This is a genomic window from Streptomyces sp. NPDC004788 (assembly GCF_053601115.1).
Window position 1 is genome coordinate 21,272 of sequence record NZ_JBSGBF010000038.1, and the last position, 22,057, is coordinate 43,328.

The 22,057-nt window shown below is 71.2% G+C and carries 17 protein-coding genes and 1 tRNA gene; 17 read left to right on the forward strand and 1 reads right to left on the reverse strand.

Annotated features, from left to right (window positions below):
* Positions 1-153 precede the first annotated feature (153 nt).
* The 13 genes from ACWEJX_RS18690 to ACWEJX_RS18750 all read left to right on the forward strand — a co-directional run bounded on the left by ACWEJX_RS18690 (position 154) and on the right by ACWEJX_RS18750 (position 16,971).
* Positions 154-1,788, forward strand: coding sequence for a beta-N-acetylhexosaminidase (locus tag ACWEJX_RS18690; protein ID WP_451608530.1), 1,635 nt, complete (start codon positions 154-156; stop codon positions 1,786-1,788).
* A gap of 265 nt (positions 1,789-2,053) precedes the next feature.
* Positions 2,054-2,953, forward strand: coding sequence for an FAD binding domain-containing protein (locus ACWEJX_RS18695; protein ID WP_451608531.1), 900 nt, complete (start codon positions 2,054-2,056; stop codon positions 2,951-2,953).
* Positions 2,950-4,230 (forward strand): 2Fe-2S iron-sulfur cluster-binding protein, encoded by a 1,281-nt coding sequence (locus ACWEJX_RS18700; protein WP_451608532.1) that lies wholly within the window; start codon positions 2,950-2,952, stop codon positions 4,228-4,230. The genes ACWEJX_RS18695 and ACWEJX_RS18700 overlap by 4 nt, the downstream gene beginning before the upstream one ends.
* A gap of 26 nt (positions 4,231-4,256) precedes the next feature.
* Complete coding sequence (locus ACWEJX_RS18705; protein WP_451608563.1) at positions 4,257-6,536, forward strand: xanthine dehydrogenase family protein molybdopterin-binding subunit; 2,280 nt, start codon at positions 4,257-4,259, stop codon at positions 6,534-6,536.
* A 68-nt stretch (positions 6,537-6,604) separates the two neighbouring features.
* Complete coding sequence (locus ACWEJX_RS18710; protein ID WP_451608533.1) at positions 6,605-7,168, forward strand: hypothetical protein; 564 nt, start codon at positions 6,605-6,607, stop codon at positions 7,166-7,168.
* A 22-nt stretch (positions 7,169-7,190) separates the two neighbouring features.
* Complete coding sequence (locus ACWEJX_RS18715; RefSeq protein WP_451608534.1) at positions 7,191-8,678, forward strand: hypothetical protein; 1,488 nt, start codon at positions 7,191-7,193, stop codon at positions 8,676-8,678.
* 17 nt (positions 8,679-8,695) lie between these two features.
* The gene (gene mycP / locus ACWEJX_RS18720; protein ID WP_451608535.1) at positions 8,696-10,057 is read left to right on the forward strand and encodes a type VII secretion-associated serine protease mycosin; all 1,362 of its coding nucleotides are present in this window, start codon (positions 8,696-8,698) and stop codon (positions 10,055-10,057) included.
* 142 nt (positions 10,058-10,199) lie between these two features.
* Complete coding sequence (locus tag ACWEJX_RS18725) at positions 10,200-10,655, forward strand: hypothetical protein (protein ID WP_451608536.1); 456 nt, start codon at positions 10,200-10,202, stop codon at positions 10,653-10,655.
* A gap of 5 nt (positions 10,656-10,660) precedes the next feature.
* On the forward strand, positions 10,661-12,514 hold the full coding sequence (locus ACWEJX_RS18730; protein ID WP_451608564.1) for an alpha/beta hydrolase: 1,854 nt from the start codon (positions 10,661-10,663) through the stop codon (positions 12,512-12,514).
* A 101-nt stretch (positions 12,515-12,615) separates the two neighbouring features.
* Positions 12,616-13,095, forward strand: a complete 480-nt coding sequence (locus ACWEJX_RS18735) for a hypothetical protein (protein ID WP_451608537.1) — start codon at positions 12,616-12,618, stop codon at positions 13,093-13,095.
* A 402-nt stretch (positions 13,096-13,497) separates the two neighbouring features.
* Positions 13,498-13,920, forward strand: coding sequence for a hypothetical protein (locus tag ACWEJX_RS18740; protein ID WP_451608538.1), 423 nt, complete (start codon positions 13,498-13,500; stop codon positions 13,918-13,920).
* A gap of 21 nt (positions 13,921-13,941) precedes the next feature.
* A complete protein-coding gene (locus ACWEJX_RS18745; protein ID WP_451608539.1) occupies positions 13,942-16,302 on the forward strand; it encodes a hypothetical protein in 2,361 nt (786 codons plus the stop codon).
* A gap of 24 nt (positions 16,303-16,326) precedes the next feature.
* A complete protein-coding gene (locus tag ACWEJX_RS18750; protein WP_451608540.1) occupies positions 16,327-16,971 on the forward strand; it encodes a hypothetical protein in 645 nt (214 codons plus the stop codon).
* A gap of 42 nt (positions 16,972-17,013) precedes the next feature.
* Here ACWEJX_RS18750 and ACWEJX_RS18755 read toward each other — a convergent pair.
* Positions 17,014-17,084 (reverse strand) — tRNA-Cys (locus ACWEJX_RS18755).
* A 189-nt stretch (positions 17,085-17,273) separates the two neighbouring features.
* On the opposite strand from ACWEJX_RS18755, the gene ACWEJX_RS18760 reads away from it, so the two are divergent.
* The 4 genes from ACWEJX_RS18760 (at position 17,274) to ACWEJX_RS18775 (ending at position 21,760) form a co-directional block, all read left to right on the forward strand.
* The gene (locus ACWEJX_RS18760) at positions 17,274-18,776 is read left to right on the forward strand and encodes an MFS transporter (protein ID WP_451608541.1); all 1,503 of its coding nucleotides are present in this window, start codon (positions 17,274-17,276) and stop codon (positions 18,774-18,776) included.
* A gap of 272 nt (positions 18,777-19,048) precedes the next feature.
* On the forward strand, positions 19,049-19,231 hold the full coding sequence (locus ACWEJX_RS18765; protein WP_451608542.1) for a hypothetical protein: 183 nt from the start codon (positions 19,049-19,051) through the stop codon (positions 19,229-19,231).
* Positions 19,228-19,653, forward strand: a complete 426-nt coding sequence (locus ACWEJX_RS18770; RefSeq protein WP_451608543.1) for a type II toxin-antitoxin system death-on-curing family toxin — start codon at positions 19,228-19,230, stop codon at positions 19,651-19,653. Before ACWEJX_RS18765 ends, ACWEJX_RS18770 begins: the two co-directional genes overlap by 4 nt.
* Positions 19,654-19,969: 316 nt before the next feature.
* Positions 19,970-21,760 (forward strand): DEAD/DEAH box helicase, encoded by a 1,791-nt coding sequence (locus tag ACWEJX_RS18775; protein WP_451608544.1) that lies wholly within the window; start codon positions 19,970-19,972, stop codon positions 21,758-21,760.
* Positions 21,761-22,057: the final 297 nt, after the last annotated feature.

A 22,057-nucleotide genomic window follows, 5' to 3' on the forward strand; every position in this document is an offset into this window, starting at 1 on the left:
GCCCGGGGGCGGCCCTCGTCCGGCGTGCTTCGGCGCGCGGGACGAGGGCCGTTTCGCGTCCGGTGCGCTTCGGCGCGCGGGACGAGGGCCGTGTCGCTTCGACTGGTCCAGACCTCTTGTGGGTGATGGTGGTCCGCCCCTAGCCTCACCCGGGTGGCTTCCGAACCGGACCTGATCCCCGCGCCCGTACGCGTCGAGGGCCCGTACCGCTGCGGCTTCGTCCTCGACCGGCGGACCACGCTCGACGCCGCGCCCGGGACCGGGACCACCGAACGCTGGCTGCGCACGGTGCTCGGCGCCGCCTTCGCGCTGCCGCTGCGCGACGCGGCCGGCGCGAACGCGACGAACAGCGTCCGGCTGCGCGTCGACGACGGCCTCGCCCCCGAGGCGTACCGCCTCGACGTCCTGGCCCACCAGGTCGTCGAGATCACCGGCGGCAGCCCGGCCGGGGTCTTCTGGGGCGCCCAGACGCTCCGTCAGCTCCTCGGTCCCGACGCCTTCCGCAGGGCGCCCGTCAGGAAGCGGCCCGTCGCCGCCCTGGCGGCGCAGACGATCGAGGACGAACCCCGCTTCGCCTGGCGCGGCCTCCTCCTCGACGTCGCCCGCCACTTCATGCCCAAGGACGACGTCCTCCGGCAGCTCGACCTGATGGCCGCGCACAAGCTCAACGTCCTGCACCTGCACCTCACCGACGACCAGGGCTGGCGCATCGAGATCAAGCGCCATCCGCGCCTCACCGAGGTCGGGTCGTGGCGGGCACGGAGCAAGTGGGGGCACCGGGCCTCGCCGTTGTGGCACGACACGCCGCACGGCGGCTACTACACGCAGGACGACATCCGCGAGATCGTCGCCTACGCCGCCGACCGGCACATCTCGGTCGTCCCCGAGATCGACCTGCCGGGACACGCGCAGGCCGCCATCGCCGCGTACCCGGAACTGGGCAACACCGACGTCATCGACACCACCGCCCTCTCCGTCTGGGACACCTGGGGCGTCAATCCGAACGTACTCGCCCCCACCGACACCGTGCTCCGCTTCTTCGAGGGCGTCTTCGAGGAGGTGCTCGACCTCTTCCCGTCGAGCTTCGTTCACGTGGGCGGCGACGAGTGCCCCAAGGACCAGTGGCGGGCCTCCCCGGCCGCCCAGGCCCGGATCAAGCAGCTCGGCGTCGGCGACGAGGACGGCCTGCAGTCCTGGTTCATCCGCCACTTCGACCGCTGGCTCGCGGACCGCGGCCGCCGGCTCGTCGGCTGGGACGAGATCCTGGAGGGCGGCCTGGCGGAGGGCGCGACCGTGTCCTCCTGGCGCGGGTACGCGGGCGGGGTCACCGCCGCCGAGGCGGGCCACGACGTCGTCATGTGCCCCGAGCAGCACGTGTACCTGGACCACCGTCAGGCGCCGGGCGACGACGAGCCGATGCCCATCGGATACGTACGGACCCTCGCCGACGTCTACCGCTTCGAGCCCGTGCCGCCCGGCCTCGCGCCCGAGGCCGCCGCCCACGTCATCGGCACCCAGGCCAACGTGTGGACCGAGGTGATGGAGAACCGGTCCCGCGTCGACTACCAGACCTATCCGCGGCTCGCCGCCTTCGCCGAGGTCGCCTGGTCCCGGCTGCCCGCGCCCGAGGCCCGCGACCTGGCCGGATTCGAGCGCCGGATGAACGCCCACTACCTGCGCCTGGACGCCCTCGGCGTCGACTACCGGCCACCCGCCGGACCCCGCCCCTGGCAGCGCCGGCCCGGCGTCCCCGGCCGCCCGCTCGACGGGGCGCCCCCGAACAGGTGAGGCAGCGCGGGAGCGCAAGAGGCGCGCGTGTGAGGTAGCTATCGCCCCGGGTTCACCCACACGTGGCAAAAGGGAAGTTACCGTCGCTCACGGGAGTTCCCCTCGCGTCCCGGACGGAACGTCCTTCGCGGACCCTCGCGACGTACGGCTCGGAAGATGTGCCAGAGTTTCCACGTCCGGGCGGTGAGCACGTACGGTACGCCCACACAGGCGTGACAGCCGGGACGGTCGGGGATCTCCGGGGACACCGGGAAGGGGCAGCGGGTTGACCACGCACGCACCACAGACGGCACCGCACACGGCGCGGTCCGTGACGCCTTCCGTGACGCTGCCCGCCTCGCTCGACGAGGCCGTGGCGGCGCTCACGGAGATGCCGGCCGCCGTTCCCGTGGCCGGCGGCACCGACCTCATGGCCGCCGTCAACCGCGGCCAGCTGCGCCCCGCCGGCCTGGTCGGCCTCGGCCGGATCAACGAGATCCGCGGCTGGCAGTACCAGGACGGCCACGCGCTGCTCGGCGCCGGCCTCACCCACGCCCGCATGGGCCGCCCCGACTTCGCGGCCCTCATCCCCGCCCTGGCCGCCGCCTCGCGCGTCGCCGGCCCGCCGCAGATCCGCAACGCCGGCACCCTCGGCGGCAACGTCGTCTCCGCCGCGCCCACCGGCGACTCGCTGCCCGTGCTCGCCGCCCTGGAGGCCGACCTCGTCGTCGTCGGCCCGCTCGGCAGCCGCGAGCTGCCCGTGAGCCATCTGCTCGCCGGGCGGGACATGCTCGCCCCCGGCGAGCTGGTCGCCTTCGTCCGCGTGCCGCTGCTGCACGCCCCGCAGGTCTTCCTCAAGGCCACCGGCCGCACCGGCCCCGCCCGGGCCACCGCCTCCGTCGCCGTCGTCCTCGACCCGGCGCGCCGCGGGGTGCGCTGCGCGGTGGGCGCGATCGCGCCGATGCCGCTGCGGCCGCTGGAGGCCGAGCAGTGGATCGCCTCCCTGGTCGACTGGGACGGCGAGCGGGGCCTGGCCCCGGAGGCGCTGACCGCGTTCGGCGAGTACGTGGGCGCCGCCTGCGTTCCGGACCCGCCCGGCGACGAGCAGTTGCCCCCGGGCGTACTGCACCTGCGGCGCACGGTCGCCGCGCTGGCCCGACGGGCACTGGGGAGGGCGCTGTCGTGAGCGACGCACACGAGGACCGCACGGGGCAGGCGGGCGGCTGGGAGCCGATCCCGCAGAGCGAGGGGTACGACGGCGACGCCACGGCCTTCGTGCAGCTGCCGCCCGACTTCATGCTGGACGGCGTCCCGCTGGAGGCGCCCGGGCACGGGTACGTGCCGCCGCTCATCACCCCGCTGACGCCGCTGGCGCCGGAGGACAGGCCGGTGTGGCCGGGGCCGTCCGTGGACACCCCGACCGCCTCCTGGACCATCCCGACGATCGAGGACGGCGCGGAGGCGCTGGAGGACTCGGGCGAGTACACGACCTCCCGGCTCGCGCAGTACACGGGCGACGCCCCGGCCACGCTGCCGGGGGGCGCGCCGGCGCCGTGGGCGGTGCAGGAGCCGGAGCCCGTGGCCGCGGCCGTACCCGTGGCCGAGCCGGCGCCCGCGCCCGAGCCCGTACCTGTAAGTGAACCCGTACCCGTACCCGCACCCGTGCACGAAGGGGTGGAGCCGGATCCGGAGCTCGTGCCGGAGCCGGAGCCGTCGCCGGAGTTCGTACGGGAGCCGGAGCCGTCGCCGGAGTTCGTACGGGGCCCGGAGCCGGCGTCGCCGGAGTTCGTACCGGAGCCGGAGCCGGTGCCGGCCTCGGAGCAGGCACCCGCACCCGCCGTCGTGGCGGAGGTCTTCGCTCCGGACAGCACCGTCGACAGCGACGAGCACCCGCACATCTCCTACATGCTGCGCGTGAACGGCGCCGACCGCCCCGTCACCGAGTCGTGGATCGGCGAGTCGCTGCTCTACGTGCTGCGCGAGCGGCTGGGTCTCGCCGGGGCCAAGGACGGCTGCTCGCAGGGCGAGTGCGGCGCGTGCAACGTGCAGGTCGACGGCCGGCTCGTGGCCTCCTGCCTGGTGCCGGCGGCGACCGCGGCCGGGAGCGAGGTGCGGACGGTCGAGGGCCTGGCCGTGGACGGCGAGCCGTCCGACGTGCAGAAGGCGCTGGCCAAGTGCGGGGTGCAGTGCGGCTTCTGCATCCCCGGCATGGCCATGACCGTTCACGACCTGCTCGAGGGCAACCACGCCCCGACCGAGCTGGAGACCCGGCAGGCGCTGTGCGGCAACCTGTGCCGCTGCTCCGGCTACCGGGGCGTGCTCGACGCCGTACGCGAGGTCGTCGCCGCGCGCGGGGCCGAGGCCGCCGAGGGCGAGGACCCGGAGGTGTCGCTGTTCGGCGACGAGGCCGGCGCCCGTATCCCGCACCAGATCCCTCACCCGCACGACGGAGGCATCGCGTGACCAGCGACCCGACGACCACGGAGGCGGTGGATTCCGGCCTCGTTCCCGGCCCGGGGCCCGGCGGTCTGGGCATCGGCGTGTCGCTCCCGCAGGCCGACGCGCGCGCGAAGACCGAGGGCACCTACCCGTACGCCGCCGACCTGTGGGCCGAGGGCCTGCTGTGGGCCGCGATCCTGCGCTCCCCGCACCCGCACGCCCGGATCCTGTCGATCGACACCTCGGCCGCGGCCGAGATGCCCGGGGTACGGGCCGTGGTCACCCACGCCGACCTGCCCGGCGCCGCCACGTACGGCCGCCAGGTCGCCGACCGCCCGGTCTTCGCCGCCGACCTGGTCCGCCACCACGGCGAGGCCATCGCCGCCGTCGCCGCCGACCACCCCGACACGGCCCGGCTCGCGGCCGCCGCCATCGCGGTCGAGTACGAGGTCCTGGAGCCGGTCACCGACCCCGAGAAGGCGTTCGCCGCGCCGCCGCTGCACCCCGACGGCAACCTGATCCGGCACATCCCGCTCCGCTTCGGCGACCCCGACGCGACCGGCGAGGTCGTCGTCGAGGGCCTGTACCGGATCGGCCGACAGGACACCGCCCCCGTCGGCGCCGAGGCCGCGCTCGCCGTGCCGCGCCCCGACGGCGGCGTCGAGCTCTACACCGCCTCGACCGACCCGCACACCGACCGCGACCTCGCCGCCGCCTGCTTCGGCCTGCCGCCCGAGCAGGTCAAGGTCGTCGTGACCGGCGTCCCCGGTGCCACCGGCGACCGCGAGGACCCGGGCTTCCAGATCCCGCTCGGCCTGCTCGCCCTCCGTACCGGCTGCCCGGTCAAGCTCACCGCCACCCGCGAGGAGTCCTTCCTCGGCCACGCCCACCGCCACCCCACCCTGCTGCGCTACCGCCACCACGCGGACGCCGAGGGGCGGTTGGTGAAGGTCGAGGCGCAGATCCTGCTCGACGCCGGCGCGTACGCGGACTCCTCGGCCGAGTCGCTCGCCGCCGCCGTCTCCTTCGCCTGCGGCCCGTACGTCGTCCCGCACGCCTTCGTCGAGGGCTGGGCGATGCGCACCAACAACCCGCCGTCCGGCCATGTGCGGGGCGAGGGCGCGATGCAGGTGTGCGCGGCGTACGAGGCGCAGATGGACAAGCTGGCGGCCCGGGTGGGCGTGGATCCGGCCGAACTGCGGATGCGCAACGTCCTGGCCACCGGCGACATCCTGCCGACCGGCCAGACCGTCACCTGCCCGGCCCCGGTCGCCGAACTGCTCGCCGCCGTACGCGACTTCCCGCTCCCCGAGCTCCCGATGGACTCCCCGGAGGAGGACTGGCTGCTGCCCGGCGGCCCGGACGGCGCGGGCGAACCCGGCGCGGTCCGGCGGGGCGTCGGCTACGCCATCGGCATGGTGCACATGCTGGGCGCCGAGGGCACCGACGAGGTCTCCACGGCCACCGTACGGGTCCTCGACGGCGTCGCCACCGTCATCTGCGCGGCCGTCGACACCGGCTCCGGCTTCTCCACCCTCGCGCGCCAGATCGTCCAGGAGACCCTCGGCGTCGAGGAGGTCCACGTGGCCCCCGTCGACACCGACCAGCCCCCGGCCGGCCCCGCCACCCACGGCCGGCACACCTGGGTCTCGGGCGGTGCCGTCGAACGCGCCGCGAAGATGGTCCGCACCCAGCTTCTCCAGCCGCTGGCCCACAAGTTCGGCATGTCGACCGAGCTGCTCCAGATCAACGACGGCAAGATCACCTCGTACGACGGCGTCCTGTCCACGACGGTCGCCGAGGCCATGGCCGGCAAGGAACTCTGGGCCACCGCCCAGTGCCGCCCCCACCCGACCGAGCCGCTCGACGAGTCCGGCCAGGGCGACGCCTTCGTCGGCCTCGCCTTCTGCGCGATCCGCGCCGTCGTGGACGTCGACGTCGAGCTCGGCGCGGTCCGCGTCGTCGAGATGGTGGTCGCCCAGGACGTCGGCCGCATCCTCAACCCCGCCCAGCTCGCCACCCGCATCGAGGCCGGCGTCACCCAGGGCGTCGGCGCCGCCCTCACCGAGAACCTCCGCACCTCCCGCGGCCTCGTCCGCCACCCCGACCTGACGGGCTACGCCCTTCCGACGGCCCTGGACGCCCCCGACATCCGCATCGTGAAGCTGGTGGAGGAGCGCGACGTCGTGGCCCCGTTCGGCGCGAAGCCGGCGAGCGCCGTCCCGGTGGTGACCTCGCCGGCCGCGGTGGCGGCGGCGGTACGGGCGGCGACGGGACGGCCGGTGAACCGGCTGCCGATCAGGCCGCAGGCGGCGGTGGTGACTGTCTGAGGGGCGCTCTAGAGTGAACTCCTGTATGTGAAGCGCGGTTTGTGTTTCATGCGGGAGGAGCGCCAGGCATGGAAGCGTATCTGGACGGCGCGGGTGGCACGTCCGCGATGAGCGCCATGCGCGGCATGAGCGCGGAGGCCCTGCACTACAACTCCGAGTCGATGTTGGAGTTCAAGAAGGGCGTCGACGAGATGATCGCCGACCTCCTCGCCTCTCCGGCCGCCCCGAAGGCGGTGGGGGCCGACCCGGTGGCGCGCGGCCAGTTCGGCGGGGGCGGCGCCCAGTGGATCGAGGCGCACGAGATCTTCTCCTCGTACACAGGTGTGCTGGCGGAGCTGACGAGGCTCTCCGGGCTGCTGTCCGACTGCCTCGAGGGCATGGGCATCGCCGTCGGCATCTCCAAGAACGGCATGGAGGACACCGACGACGACATCCGCAGCCGGATGCTGGCCATCAGCCGGCGGGTGGCGGATGCCAAGACGGAGGCCGACAAGCGGGCGGGCCACGACACGACGCCGTCCGGGAAGCCGGACGCGACGGGTACGGGAGGCGGTACGGGGACGGCGCCGCGGCCATCCGCGCCGAAGCCCACGCAGACGGCCGGCGGCGACGCCGGCGCCGACCTCGGCTGAACTCGGGGAGGGTTGACCTTCGGTGGAGCTCAACGACAACGGCGGGGGCGGCGGCGGAACCGACTTCCGTGCCATGCCGCACCAGCAGATGCTGAACTGGCTCGACCAGGCCAGCAGCTTCCACGTGCGCGACGCGGGCGACCGCCTGGAGCGGGCCGCGACGAAGATGCGGGAGATCGCGGAGGAGTTGCAGAAGCGCCCGGGCGGTGTGCGGTGGCAGGGCGAGGCCGAGAAGGCCTTCATGCAGTGGACCGCCAGCCTGGCCAGCACCACCCACAGCCTCGCCGACTACAGCTCCCACTCGGCGAACTGGCTGACCCAGACCGCCGACGCGATCGCCGCCGCCCAGAGCGCCATCCCCCGCTACACCTCCAACGCCGAGGCCAAGGAGAACCTGGCGGCGGCGCAGAAGTACCACAACGACCCGGACGCCCAGACGATCGCCCGCAACGCCCGGTCGCAGATGGCGCCGGACGGCGCGGACGCGGCCGCGATCAAGGCGCAGGAGGAGGCGAACAGGCAGGCGGCGGCGGGGGAGATGGAGCGGCTGTCGGGGACGTACCAGTGGTCGAGCCAGCAGATGAAGAGCTTCCAGATGCCGTCGTTCCAGCCGCCGCCGACGGCGTTCGTACCGCCGCAACGCGACATGAGGGATGGTTCCTCGTACCTCGGAACGACGCCGGGGAACGAGGCCCGTGCCACGGGCACCAGCACCGATACCAGAACGAGCACGACGCGTGCTCAGCCGGACGTGAGGTCACTGCCCGACGCACAGGTCGTCCCACCGTCGCACGACACCACAGGGCCCACGCCTGTGATCCGGCCCGAGGCGCCGGTCGACCTGGGCATCGACAGCGTGCACACGCTGCCGCCGCCCACGACCGGCACTCCGCCGACCACCGGTATGCCTCCGACGACCGTCACGCCGCCCACCATCGGCCAACCGCCGATCCCTCCGTTGGCGCCGCCCTTCACCATTCCTCTGGGACCGAGCGCTCCGCGCCCGATCCCGCCCGTCAGCGGCGTCAAGGCGCCTCCGGTCCCGGGTAGCCGGAGCGGGCTCGGTCCGACCGGCCCGCTGCCCGGGATGCCCCGCGAGGGCATCACCGGCGGCCGCGCCGTGCCGAGCAACCCCGGCCGACCCGTCACCGGCCTTCCTCGCGGCACGGTGATCGGCCAGGAGCCTACCGGCGGACGCACCGGCAACGGCGTCGGCCGTGTCCCCATGGGCGGTCACCCCATGGGAGGTCACGCGGGCGGCCCCGGCGGCGGGCAGGGCGGCATCAGCGGCGGCCGTCGGCTCGCCTCCGAGACGGGCGGGGTGGTGGGCGGCCGTGCGCAGCGGCCCGGTGCCGTGGGCGGGCGCCCGTTCACGCCCGGCGGATCCGGTCTCGTGCGCGGTGCGAACCACGGCGAGGAGAACCGGGGCGAGCGCCCCGACTACCTTGTCGAGGACGAAGAGACCTGGCAGCAGGGCGGCCGTCGTACGGCACCGCCCGTCATCGACTGATCGGCGCGAGGGAGCAGATGCGTACCAGCGGTATTCGATGGAGCCGGGCTCGGAAGCTCGCCTCGGCCGGCCTGGGCATGCTGCTGGTGGGCATCGCGTCCGGGCCCGCGCATGCCGAGAGCATCCGTGCGCAGCAGTGGCATCTGGACACCCTGCACGCGGAGGAGATCTGGCAGATCAGCAAAGGCGAAGGCGTCACGGTCGCGGTCATCGACTCGGGCGTTGAGAAGGGCAATCCCGACCTGAGAGGGCGCGTGCTCGACGGCAGGGACTTCGCGACCGACAAGCCGGGTGACGAGTTCACCGACTACGACGGACACGGGACGGGCATGGCGGGCCTTATCGCCGGAACCGGCGCCAGGGACGGTGGGAACGGCGCCTTCGGACTGGCGCCCGGCGCCCGGATTCTTCCCGTACGTGTGCCCCACCTCGATGCGGGTCGCGGAAGCCAGAAGGACAGCGATGACGACTTCAACCGCGACATCCCCCCGGCTATTCGGTACGCCGCCGACGCGGGCGCGAAGGTCATCAACATCTCGCTGGGGGCAACGGTCGGCTCCCAAGGGCTGACCGATGCCGTGAAGTACGCCCTCGACAAGGGGGCACTGGTCTTCGCCTCGGTCGGCAACAGCGGGGAAAAGGCCAACGAGGTCGAGTACCCAGGCGCCACCCCCGGCGTCGTCGGCGTCGGCGCCATCGACAAGAAGCTGACCAGAACCAAGGAGTCCGAGTACGGACCGCAGGTCGACATCGTGGCGCCGGGTGACCAGATGGTCCACGCCTGCGGCGGCGGCACCGGCCTGTGCAAGTCCCACGGCACCAGCGACGCCACCGCCCTCGCCTCCGCCTCCGCCGCCCTCATCTGGGCCAAGCACCCGGACTGGACCAACAACCAGGTCCTCAAAGTCATGTTGAACACCGTCGCCGCCCCGAACGACGGCGGTGGCCGCAACGACTACCTCGGGTACGGCGCCATCCGCCCCCTCCGCGCCCTGAAGACGCCGGGCGACCCCGGCCCCGCCGACGTCCGGCCGATCCCGGACCTGCCGGCGAAGGAGACCGCGTCGCCCTCCGCCGCCCCGTCCCGGTCAGCCATCCAGTCCGCCCTTCCCGCACCGGTCCCTGCCGCACAGGAGAAGGGCGACAGCGGCGGCGACAGCGGCCTCTGGATCGCCCTCGGTATCGGTGCCGCCGTCCTTGTCGGTGGGGCCGCCACGGCTGTGGTCGTACGCTCCCGCCGCCGGAACGGGGCACCCATGGCCGCCGCGCCTTTCGGCCCTCCGCCGGCACACCCGTACCCGCGAACCGGCCAGGATCAGTCGGACTCGTATGGGCAGAGCGCGCAGTACGGGCCGCCGCCGGGACCGGGACGGCGTTGACACGTTTCCCGGGCAGGCGGAAGGGAACGTGCGCGGATGCCCCGTTGCACTTGCGTACGGACAGGGTGATCCCGGTAGCGTGACCGGGCACTCGAAGCGGAAACGCGTTGCCGTACAGGCAAGTTGACAACGGGGAGGGCCGATGGCTGCCGAAGTGCAACCGCGAAGCAGTTTGGATCAGTTAAGTCGTTCCGAGGGCGCGGGTACGTCCTCGGAACGGGGGATGAACCTTTCGGGCGTCGCTCCCGCGTCCGGCGGGGCCCATGGGGAGGCGGACTACAAGCAGTCCAAGGGTCCGTGGACGAGCGCTGCGGGCGCCGTTGTGGAGCTGCGGTCGGACACCGACGCAGGATTGACGCAACTAGGGGTCGCCCACACCGGCGTTCAGGCCAACACCGAGGGGCTGGAAACCACCGCGGCGCTCAGCGCCGTGCTGTATTCCTGGCAGGAAAGGCTGAAGGCCGTCCGGGACGAGGCCGGCAACCTGGAGTCGCCGCTGCGACAGGTCGCCAAGGATCACGGTGAAATGGAGAACTCCCTGGCGGCCGATTTCGCGGCCGTGGCGCCCGTGCCCACGCAGGACAAGGGCGGTCGGTGACAGTGATGATGTCGATGCAGGAGCTGAAAGACCTGAAGCTCAGCGAGCTGCTGGAAGCCGCGAAGGGCTGGGGCGAGGTCAGCAAGCGGGCGTACGAGTCCCGCAGAAAGGTCGACAGCGAAGTCATCCCCAAGCTGACTGACGTCACCAAGGGGATGGGGACCTTGTCGGCGGCCATGCGGCTGGGCCGGCTCGGCCGGAACTACCAGTACATCCACACCGAGTGCGGTCTGCTGCAGGTATCGCTCGAAGGTCTGGCGGAGGAACTCGCCGCACCCCAGCGCAAGCTCCTCAACGCACTGGCCGATGCCGAGCACCTCGGTTTCACGGTGCATCCCGACGGATCGGTCAGCTACCCGGCTGCCGGCCCGGAGGTCGATGGCCAGAAGCCCCTGGGTGACACCGTACGGCGGTCGGACGGGTTCCTCGGGCGGATGGCGGACGACGTCGCGGCTGCGACGAACCCCAACCCGAACGCCGCGAGAGCGCAGGACATCGCCGACGCGATCGGCACCGCTCTCTCGGAGGCCCAGACGATCGACAGTGAGTACGCCGCTGCCGTGCGCCGACTCAAGGCGGAGCAAGGCCTCGACGTCACCGAGAACACCTGGGCCGACGTCAGCAAGGACGCGGGCGCGGTCCACGGTGCGGCGGATGACGTCTACAAGAGTCACATCCCGCTGGACGAGAGCCCCGCCAGGCGAAAGGAGTGGTGGGACGGGCTCAGCGAGGAGGACCGGATCGCGTACATGGCCGCGTACCCCGACACCATAGGCAACCTGGACGGCATTCCGGCAGTGGCGCGGGACGAAGCGAACCGCGCCTACCTGCCTCAGCTCATGGGGAAGCTCCTCGATCAGGGCGACGAGGAGTCCATGACCAAGCTGGACGGTCTCAGGGGCATCCAGGACAAGCTGAACACGACCACTGAGCCGCCCATGTTCCTGCTCGGCGTCGGAGACCAGGGGAATGGACGTGCCATCGTGGCGTACGGCAACCCGGACACGTCCAAGAACGTCTCGGCGTACGTTCCCGGGTTGGGTACCAAACTCAACGCGGAATTCGCGGACGGAACGGTGAAGCGGGCCTACGACACCGCGCGCGGTGCCCAGCTGAACGATCCGTCGAGTGCGTCCATCGTGTGGCTGGGCTACGACGCTCCCCAGGACATCGACGTGATGTCGGAGGAGGACGCCCAGCGGGGAGCCCCCGCGTACAGCTCCTTCATGGAAGGACTGTCGGCCACGAACGGTCTCGGCGAGGACGCGCACATCACGGCGATCGGCCACTCCTACGGTTCGCTGACGGTCGGCCAGGCCACCCAGCTTCACGACGGTGGCATCCCGGGAGTCGACGACATCATCCTGGTGGGTAGCCCCGGCGTCGGGGTGGACAAGGCCACGGATCTGGGCGTCGACCCGGGCCATGTCTTCGTCGGCGCGGCCGACAACGACGTCGTCACGAAGCTTCCGAGCAAGGACGAAGCGAAGGTGGCCGGCGGAGGCGGCCTGCTCGGCGGCATCGTGGGCACGCTGACCGGTGGCCCTGTCGGTACGGTCACGGGCGCGATCTCAGGCGGACTCGCTGGGTACGGTGTTGCGGAAACGTTCGACCGCGGCCATGACGACATCTACTTCGGCAAGGATCCGGCGAGCGAGGCATTCGGCGCCACCAGGTTCCGAGTCGACCCCGGTCCCGAGCTGGTGGACGTCAAGTTTCCTGAGTTCTGGGAGACCCGGCCGGATCTCCATGCACACTCGAACTACTTCACACCTGAGAAGGACCAGATGTCGGCTGACAACATCGCTGCCATCGTCGCTGGTGAGCCCGGCAAGATCATTCCGGAGGCGCGACGATGAAGGGACTGCGAGCGCTGGCCGCCGCATGCCTCGCGTTCCTTCTCACGGGCTGCTCACTGGCAAGCGGAGGACCGGCGCGGAGCGGTGAGGAGAAGGTACCGATGATGAACATGCAGCAGGCCGCAGATCGGGCGGACGAGATCCTGGATGACGTTCTCGCCGCTATCGTTCCGCCGGTGCAGTGGACGCACCGGCCGACCATGGCCGGCAACTGCTCGACCGATCGCTCGCGCACCGTGATGACGATCATCTCCGAAGAGCGCAGGGGAGCGTTCCTGGGCCTGGTCGACCGGCATTGGAAGAGCAAGGGCTTCACGTTCCGCGCGACGAGCAAGGACAAGCAGGCGGCCTATTACCTGAGCCCCGATGGGTTCCAGGCCAAAGTGCTGATCGGCTGGAAGGGGCAGGCGCACTTCGAGGTGACGACGCCCTGTGTCGAGAAGTCCGACGTCGCACCTCCCACGTCTCCGCCCAACGGCGTCGACTACTACAACAAGCCGCCCACGGCACCGAACGTGACCTCGGAGTTCTGGTCCGCGACGGCACCCGTCCCGGGTACGACAGCGAGCCCGAGCAGCTGAGCCCGGGTGGGCCTGGCAGCCAGGTGTGACTGCCGGGCCCGCTGGTGGTCGTCCCTCGACGTTTCCTGCTCCGAGGTACGACACCCTCGGCGGTTACTGCGGGCCGTGCTTGGGCGTCGCAAGCATCCGGCGGAGGCCCGTGCTCGGGCGTCGCCGGGCGGGATCCTCTCCTCGCGTACGAGACGACCCCGCTACACGTCCGGAGTACAAGCCTTCGGCACCGGCGCCCACGACGAGGCGCGTTTCCCCAGCTCCAAGAGGCACGGCTGCCTGGCGAACGGCGTTCCGTGCGAGGCACGTTCTTGACGTCTTCGGCTCGCCGTACCCGTATGCATGAGTAAACTCCGGCCCTTCGGAAGGGAAGACTCCACCGAGCCACGCGGGTGACCGCCGGGGGGAATCGTGTCGTTCGACGAGGAATGGGCCGCTGAGCGCAGCGCCGCCGCGGCCCGCGTGGGCATGCGGCTGAACCAAGCGCCCGCAGGTCCCGGAGGGGGCGGCGCGGCCGACCTCAAGGTGCGGCAGGACCATCTGGGCGCGATCGGACATGCCGCGTACGAGCTGCACGGGCGGCTGCTGAAGGACGGGAAGCATGCGGGCGGCGACACGGTGGAAGCCGCGAGTGGCTTGTCGAAGCACGGATTTCGGACGGGTTCGGCCATGGCGGCGGTCGAGGAGACCTGGTCCTCCCAGCTCCGCACGCTGCTCGACGCGTGCGCGCACATCTCCAACCACCTGGACTACAGCGCGGCCGCGCACGTGAAGGACGACGAGGAGATCAGAACGGCCCTCGCCGTGTCCAGGATCAGCGAGTACTTCAAGTAAGCCGGCGGGGAGGGGCACACCGTGCTGACCTTTGACAACGTGTACCAGGCGCCGCTCGACAAGATGAAGGCCGCCGCCGACCGCTGGTCCGAGATAAAGGCCAAGCTGGACACGCTCGCCGAGGACGCCCGCACGACGATGGCCGCCAAGGCCAGGGACGACGACTGGCGCGGCGTGAACGCCGAGGTGACGAAGCCCTTCATCGCCAAGACGGCCAAGGAGTTCGTGGACGCGGCGAAGGCGGCCGACGGCATCCACAAGGTCCTCCAGGACGGCTACCAGACCTTCAGGAAAGCAAAGGACGACCTCAGGAAGATCGTCGAGACGGAGGCGCCGCACCAGGGCCTGGTGGTGAAGAGCGACGGGACCGTCGAAGCGGCGTATTCGCTGGCGAAGGACGCGGTCGCGGACTACGACCAGGTCCATGCCGAAGCCCTGCGCAAGCAGCGCGTCGATATCGCGGCACTGCGCCGCCGCATCGACGTCATCCTCGAGAACTGCGACGACGCCGACGTGGCCTGCGCCAACGCGCTCCGCGCCGACATCACCCGCGACAAGCACGACTTCAGCGCGCCGAAGTACACCAGCCTGGACGCCGAGGAGGCCCAGCGGGCGGTCGACCTGGCCCGGAAGGGCCGGGACCTCTCCCACGAGGAGCTGGTGCGGCTCAACGACCTGCTCGGCGACAACAAGGGCTCGAAGGAGTTCTCCAGGGCGTTCTACGGCGGTCTGGGGCCCAAGGGTGCGCTGGAGTTCTTCGGGCAGCTGTCCACCGACACGTGCGACGACGACACGGGCCGGTTGGACAAGCAGCGGCTGGCGGACGTCCAGGCGCTGCAGAAGAACCTGGGCCTCAACCTCGCCACGGCGACGCAGGGCGGGGACAAGTGGACCGAGCACTGGTCCACCGAGATGCGCAGGCTCGGCACCGAGCGCATCCCGCTCGCCAAGTACGACAACAACCCGGCGTTCGGCTACCAGCTGCTCGGCGGCATCATGCGGTACGGGGACTACGACCCGAAGTTCCTGGTACCGATCGCTGAGCACGTGACCCAACTGCACGCGAAGGAGCCGTACCTCTTCGCCAACAGCAAGCCGATGATGGCGGGCTGGTTGCAGGACCAGTTCAACCCGTCCGGCGTGAACGGCGCCGGGTTCGACCCGGTGATTCCGATGCTGGAGGCGCTGGGGCACAGCCCGGAGGCGGCGAAGGAGTTCTTCTCGGCGGAACCGACGGCGTACGAGAGGGACGGCAGCGTCGGCGGCACGCTGAACCTCGGCAAGGACAAGGACGGCCACAACGTCGCGAGCTACCTCGACTTCTTCGCCAACGAGAAGTACGAGTTCTTCCCCGATATCGACGGCCACGACCCCGACGCCATGAAGAAGTCGGCGGACTACATGCCGGATGCCCTGGGGCACGCGTTGGAAGCGGCGACGCTCGGCCACGCGTGGGACGATCCCAGGCCAGAGCTCCGGCGTGATGCAACAACGGCCGAGATCATGACCCACGTCGTCGAGAAATACGGCGGAGACGCGGCGCTTCTCAAGAAGCACCAGTCCGCCTTGGCGGACAGCCTCGGGAACATGGGCGCCGGCTACATCGACGATCTCAACTGGGCACTCACCGATAACGATCCCAGCAGTCCTTACGCGCCGAATGCCAACGGAAAGGACCCCAAGGCCCTCCTGGCACTTCATCCGTCCTTCGGGCGGGACGCGGCAGTCGACTTCCTGAGCACCCTCGGGCAGCACCCCGACGCGTATGCCACGGTGTCCACGGCCGAGCGTCTCTACACCTCCAGTGTGCTGGAGGCTCAGGTAGGCCATGACGGCCGGATCGATGAGGGGCATGTCCGTGAGGCTGCCAGGACCGGTGCCACGCTTCAGGGAGTGCTGGACCAGTCGCGTGCCCAGCAGGTCGAGGCCGAGGGAATGAAGGCCCATGAGGACTACGAGAAGGCGCAGGCGAAGAAGGCGGCCTGGGTCGAGTTCGGCACCACGGCAGCCATTGCGGCTGGCGTTGCCTTCCTTCCGGCCACCGCTGCCGCCGCGGGGGCTGCCGCGATCATCGTTCCGCTCGCGGTCGACACGGGGTCGGGCGCGATGGAGACGCTCGCGGGACAAGTCATCGGAGATTGGTCCGACAAGTCCTTGGATGATCACAAGGAATCCGCGGAGGGCCAGATCCACGACGACAAAAAGGCCATCTATCAAGCCGGCAGGTACAGCGCCGAATCACCGATGGAGCGTTTCATCGAGGCGCACCGCCCACAAGTGAGCGGCGAGCTCAAGCAGGATCTCATCGAGTCCGTGGACATCGGCTACGCGAAGGGCAACGACTTCGCCGGGCAAACCGGCAATGCTCCGGAGACGGACTGATCAGCGATGGAGGCAGGGAAAGCCATGAGGAGAACGTTCAAGTCGGTCGTCTCGGGACTGGTTGCCTGCGTTCTCCTCACCGCCTGCGACGGTGCCCAGGAGCCCGAGGAGCAGCGTGTCACTGCTGCTCGGCAATGCGACGACACCCTGTCGCCCGATGCGGCCCGCGCTCTCGAAACCGTGCTGGGAACCGAGAGGTTCGACCACGATCCGAAGGGCGGTCTGGATCGGGTCGTGGCGCAGCTGACCGAGGACTACGCCCAAGGTGGGCTGCGGTCGCGGAGTCGTCCCCTCTGTCGAGCTGGAAGGGCGGACAACGGCATGGACCAGATCGACATCCTCTTCGCCCGGTATGACGACAGCGACCTCATCGGAGATGCCCAACCCGTCGGTCTGCACCCATATGAGATGGGGCGGGAGGCGTTCTCGGGGCCGAAGAAGGCATACCTGTTCGTCACATGTGTCAGTCCCCGACTCAAGGGGTCTCACGAGCAACCCGCCCGTATTCGAGGGGCGCTGAGGTTCAACCGATCCAAGCTGCCCGACACCCCCGCCGTCCGCGAAGCCAACCTCACCATCCTCCATTCCGTCACCCTTGCCGTCGTGAAGAGGCTCGGCTGCCGGAACAACGCCGGCCTCCCCGACACGCCTGTCTTCATCGCGAAATAGGACAGGGGCGGCTCTCCTCAGGAGAGCCGGCCCCGTCTCGCGAGACCGTGATCGGAATCGAACCGACGTAACTCGCTTTGCAGGCGAGCCCCTGACCATTCGGGCACACGGTCGTTGTGGTGACGAGAAAGACGTTACGAGGGGGCGCCCGGCAGCTCAACGGTTTCGCTCGGGCTGCAATACGACTGCCATACGGCGTTCACAGGGGGGTGGGCGGCGTCCCGGTCCTACGACCATCGGGGGAGCGGGGCTGCGACCACGGACAGGGGTCATATCCGCGTTCGGCCCTTACTCTGGGGCGTATGAGCGCCCTCGAACCGCGCGACACCGATGTCGCGCCGACCGCCGCCCCCGCCGCCGTGCCGCCCGCCCCCACCGGCGGCGGGTCCGTGCTCGATCGGGCTCATCGGGCGCTCAGCGTGGGGATCGTCTCCGTCGTGCTGCTGATCGCGTTCGAGGCGACGGCGGTCGGGACGGCGATGCCGGTGGCGGCGCGGGAGCTGGACGGGGTGTCGCTGTACGCGTTCGCGTTCTCGGCGTACTTCACGACGAGTCTGTTCGGGATGGTGCTGGCGGGGCAGTGGTCGGACCGGAGCGGGCCGCTCGCGCCGATCGCCGTCGGGATGAGCTGTTTCGCGGCCGGGCTGCTGCTGTCCGGGACGGCCGGGGCGATGTGGATGTTCATCCTGGGCCGGGCCGTGCAGGGGTTCGGCGGCGGCCTGGTGATCGTCGCGTTGTACGTGGTGATCAGCCGGGCGTACGAGGAGCACCTGAGGCCCGCGATGATGGCCGCGTTCGCCGCCGGGTGGGTCGTGCCGTCCGTCGTGGGGCCGCTGGCGTCCGGGACGATCACCGAGCAGCTGGGGTGGCGGTGGGTGTTCGTCGGCATCCCGGTGCTGGTCGTGTTCCCGCTGGCGCTCGCGCTGCCCGCGATACGCCGGACCGCGTCCGGGCCCGCCGACCCCGGCGCGCCCGTACCCGGCTGGGACGCGCGGCGGATCCGGCTCGCGCTCGGGATCTCGCTCGGCGCGGCGCTGCTGCAGTACGCCGGGCAGGAGCTGCGCTGGCTGTCACTGCTGCCGGCCGCGGCCGGCGCGGCGCTGCTCGTGCCGGCGGTACGGGGGCTGCTGCCTCGCGGCACCTACCGCGCGGCCCGCGGGCTGCCATCCGTGATCCTGCTGCGCGGCGTCGCCGCCGGATCCTTCATCGCCGCCGAGTCGTTCGTACCGCTGATGCTCGTCACCCAGCGTGGCCTCAGCCCCACGCTCGCCGGGCTCTCGCTCGCCGTCGGCGGCCTGACCTGGGCGTTCGGTTCGTGGGTGCAGTCCCGGCCGCGCACCGAGCCGTACCGCGAGCGGCTCGTGGCGGGCAGCATGGTGCTCGTCGCGCTGAGCATCCTCGCCGCGCCGAGCGTGCTGATCGAGGCCGTGCCGGTGTGGGTGGTGGCCGTGGCCTGGGCCTTCGGGTGCTTCGGGATGGGCATCGCGATCGCCTCCACGAGCGTGCTGCTCCTGAAGCTCTCCCCGCCGGAGGAGGCAGGCGCGAACTCCGCCGCCCTCCAGATCTCCGACGGCCTGTCCAATGTCCTGCTGCTCGCGGCCGGCGGAGCCGCCTTCGCCGCGCTCGGCGGGGGAGCGGTCGGGCACGCCGTCGCCGACGGTGCGGCGGCAGGAGCCGGAGCCGGAGCCGGGGGCGGCGCGCACCCGGCGGCCTTCGCCGCCGTCTTCGTGCCGATGGCGGTCGTCGCGGCGGCCGGCGCGTGGGTCGCGACGCGGCTGCGGAGCGGACGCATCCCGAGCCCCTGACCCGGGGTGTGCCAGGCGCCTCGGCGCGGCTGCCGTCGAAAACCCGCGCCGCCGCCCGAATCCGGGGGATCCCAGCCGCCGCTGCCCCCGGCGAAAGCCCGCCGCCCCGGCCCCGGGTCGAAAGCCCTTCGCCCCGGCCCCGGGTGATCCAAGACGCCGCCCCTGTCCCGGTCGAAAGCCCTTCGCCCCGGCGCCCGGGGGGGGCAGACGCCGCCCCGGCCCCTGGTCGAAAATCCTTCGCCCCGGTCCTGCGCCCCGCCTATCGTCGGCGCATGGTCCCGCCCTACGACACCGCCGCCCTCGCCGACCTCGCCGACGCCCGGGGCCTCTCCGCCGAAGAGCTCGTCGGCGAGGCCGTCCAGCGTTACCTGGACCTCGAAGCCACACTCGTACGGCACGAGGCCATGCGGCTCGCCCTCCGGCACGCCCCGCTGCTGAGGAGGCTCGGCGAATGAGCACGACGCGGGCCACCGCCCGCTTCCTCACCGTCGCCGAGGTGGCCGACATCGCCCGTATCGCCTTCACCGGCGACGGCGTGCCCGAACTCCGCGCGCCCGGGCTCCTGGAATCCGCGGTGCACCGGCCCCGGGCGCGCATGTATGGCGAGAGCGCGTACCGCGACCTCTACGAGCAGGCCGCCGTCCTCCTCCACGCCATCGCCTCGAACCATCCCTTCGTCGACGGCAACAAGCGCGCCGCCTGGCTCTCCGCGGCGACCTTCCTCGCCGTCAACGGAGTCGATCTCGGGGATCTCGGGGATCTCGGGGACGGCGGCCAGGAGCGGGCGTATGCGCTGGTCGTGGGCGTCGCTAGTGGCGAAGTGGCGGACATTCCGGCCATCGCGGAGCGCTTGAGAGGGTTGTCGGAAGGGCTGTAGGGAGGGCTTTCGGGCGGGGGGCGCCAGGGGGCCGCGGGGGGTCCGGGACGCGGTCCGGAAGGGGGCCGGGAGGGGGCCGGGCGAGAGCCCGGAAGGGGTCCGGGACGCGGTCCGGAAGGGGTCCGGGAGGGGACCCGAGAAGAGTCCCGAAAACGGTCCCGAAGCCGGTCCCGAAGACGGGCCGGGATACGGTTCCCCAGCAGTGTGAGGACTCTCTCACGCTGCCGCGGCACGGTCCCTTCCATAGCCGCTCGCGGCAGTCGCACCGGTAAGGTGGCCCGGTTGTCATATCTGGACGAGCGTCGAACCGGAGATCGTGACTACTACCGCTACCTCCTCCCATCACCTCTCTCCCGCCTTCCCCGGCCGCGCCCCCTGGGGCACCGCCAACAAGCTGCGAGCCTGGCAGCAGGGCGCGATGGAGAAGTACATCCAGGAGCAGCCCCGTGACTTCCTCGCGGTCGCCACGCCGGGCGCCGGCAAGACCACCTTCGCGCTGACCCTCGCGTCCTGGCTGCTGCACCACCACGTGGTGCAGCAGATCACGGTCGTGGCACCCACCGAGCACCTGAAGAAGCAGTGGGCGGCCGCCGCGGCGCGGATAGGGATCAAGCTCGATCCCGACTACAGCGCGGGGCCGCTCAGCAAGGAGTACCACGGCATCGCGATCACGTACGCCGGTGTCGGCGTGCGGCCCATGCTCCACCGCAACCGCAGCGAGCAGCGCAAGACCCTCGTCATCCTCGACGAGATCCACCACGCCGGAGACTCCAAGTCCTGGGGCGAGGCGTGCCTGGAGGCCTTCGAGCCGGCGACCCGCCGGCTCGCGCTCACCGGCACGCCCTTCCGCTCCGACACCAACCCGATCCCCTTCGTCACGTACGAGGAGGGGAACGACGGCATCCGGCGGTCGTCGGCCGACTACACCTACGGCTACGGCAACGCCCTCAACGACAACGTCGTCCGACCGGTCATCTTCCTCTCCTACAGCGGCAACATGCGCTGGCGCACCAAGGCCGGCGACGAGATCGCCGCCAGGCTCGGCGAGCCGATGACCAAGGACGCGATCTCGCAGGCGTGGCGCACCGCGCTCGACCCGCGCGGCGACTGGATGCCGAACGTGCTGCGCGCCGCCGACCAGCGGCTCACCGAGGTCCGGAAGTCCATTCCGGACGCCGGCGGCCTGGTCATCGCCTCCGACCAGGACTCGGCCCGCGCGTACGCCAAGCTGATCCGCGAGATCACCGGCACCAAGGCGACCGTCGTGCTCTCCGACGACGCAGGCGCCTCCGGGCGGATCGACGAGTTCAGCGAGAACACCGACCGCTGGATGGTCGCCGTCCGCATGGTGTCCGAGGGCGTCGACGTGCCGCGGCTCGCCGTCGGCGTGTACGCGACGACGATCTCGACTCCGCTCTTCTTCGCGCAGGCCGTCGGCCGCTTCGTGCGATCCCGCAGGCGCGGCGAGACCGCCTCCGTGTTCCTTCCCACCATCCCCACCCTGCTCTCCTTCGCCAGCGAGATGGAGGTCGAGCGCGACCACGTCCTCGACCGGCCGAAGAAGGAGGGCGAGGAGGACCCGTACGCCGAGTCCGAGAAGGAGATGGCCGAGGCGGAGAAGCAGCAGGACGAGGACACCGGCGAGCAGGACATGCTGCCCTTCGAGGCCCTCGAGTCCGACGCCGTCTTCGACCGCGTGCTCTACAACGCCGCCGAGTTCGGCATGCAGGCCCACCCCGGCAGCGAGGAGGAGCAGGACTACCTGGGCATTCCCGGTCTCCTCGAACCCGACCAGGTGCAGCTCCTGCTGCAGAAGCGGCAGGCCCGGCAGATCGCGCACAGCCGCAAGAAGCCGGACACCGAGGCCGACCTGTTGGAGCTTCCGGCGGAACGGCGCCCCGTCGTTTCCCACAAGGAGCTCCTTGAGCTGAGGAAACAGCTCAACACGATGGTCGGTGCGTACGTTCACCAGAGCGGCAAGCCGCACGGCGTGATCCACACCGAGCTGCGCCGGGTGTGCGGCGGACCGCCGAGCGCCGAGGCGACCGCCGGACAGATCCGCGAGCGGATCAAGAAGGTCCAGGAGTGGGCCACCCGCATGCGGTGAGCCGCTCCCGAGGAGTCGTTCCCGGGCTGCTCCCGGGCTGCTCCCGAGCCGTACCCGAGTCGTTCCGGGGCTGCTCCCGAGCCGCTCCGGAACCGCTCCGGAACCGCTCCCGAGCCGTCCCCGGACACAAGGCGCATAACGGAATCGAGGCCCGTACGCAGGCGGCGTACGGGCCTCGGCCATGTCCGGAACCGGCCCCCACGGTCGGAACCGGGCACACCTCCCACGCTACGGGGACGAACCGGGCGCCCTTGTCCGCCAAAGTCCCGTGTTCGGGCGACTTAGGTCCCGAACCGC

Bases quoted from the DNA above. Each gene is read 5' to 3' on its own strand.
- ACWEJX_RS18710 (WP_451608533.1), top strand. From the start codon at position 6,605: ATGGAAGCGTATCTGGACGGCGCGGGTGGCACGTCCGCGATGAGCGCC.
- mycP (WP_451608535.1), top strand. From the start codon at position 8,696: ATGCGTACCAGCGGTATTCGATGGAGCCGGGCTCGGAAGCTCGCCTCG.
- ACWEJX_RS18725 (WP_451608536.1), top strand. From the start codon at position 10,200: ATGGCTGCCGAAGTGCAACCGCGAAGCAGTTTGGATCAGTTAAGTCGT.
- ACWEJX_RS18730 (WP_451608564.1), top strand. From the start codon at position 10,661: ATGATGTCGATGCAGGAGCTGAAAGACCTGAAGCTCAGCGAGCTGCTG.
- ACWEJX_RS18735 (WP_451608537.1), top strand. From the start codon at position 12,616: ATGATGAACATGCAGCAGGCCGCAGATCGGGCGGACGAGATCCTGGAT.
- ACWEJX_RS18750 (WP_451608540.1), top strand. From the start codon at position 16,327: ATGAGGAGAACGTTCAAGTCGGTCGTCTCGGGACTGGTTGCCTGCGTT.
- ACWEJX_RS18760 (WP_451608541.1), top strand. From the start codon at position 17,274: ATGAGCGCCCTCGAACCGCGCGACACCGATGTCGCGCCGACCGCCGCC.
- ACWEJX_RS18765 (WP_451608542.1), top strand. From the start codon at position 19,049: ATGGTCCCGCCCTACGACACCGCCGCCCTCGCCGACCTCGCCGACGCC.
- ACWEJX_RS18770 (WP_451608543.1), top strand. From the start codon at position 19,228: ATGAGCACGACGCGGGCCACCGCCCGCTTCCTCACCGTCGCCGAGGTG.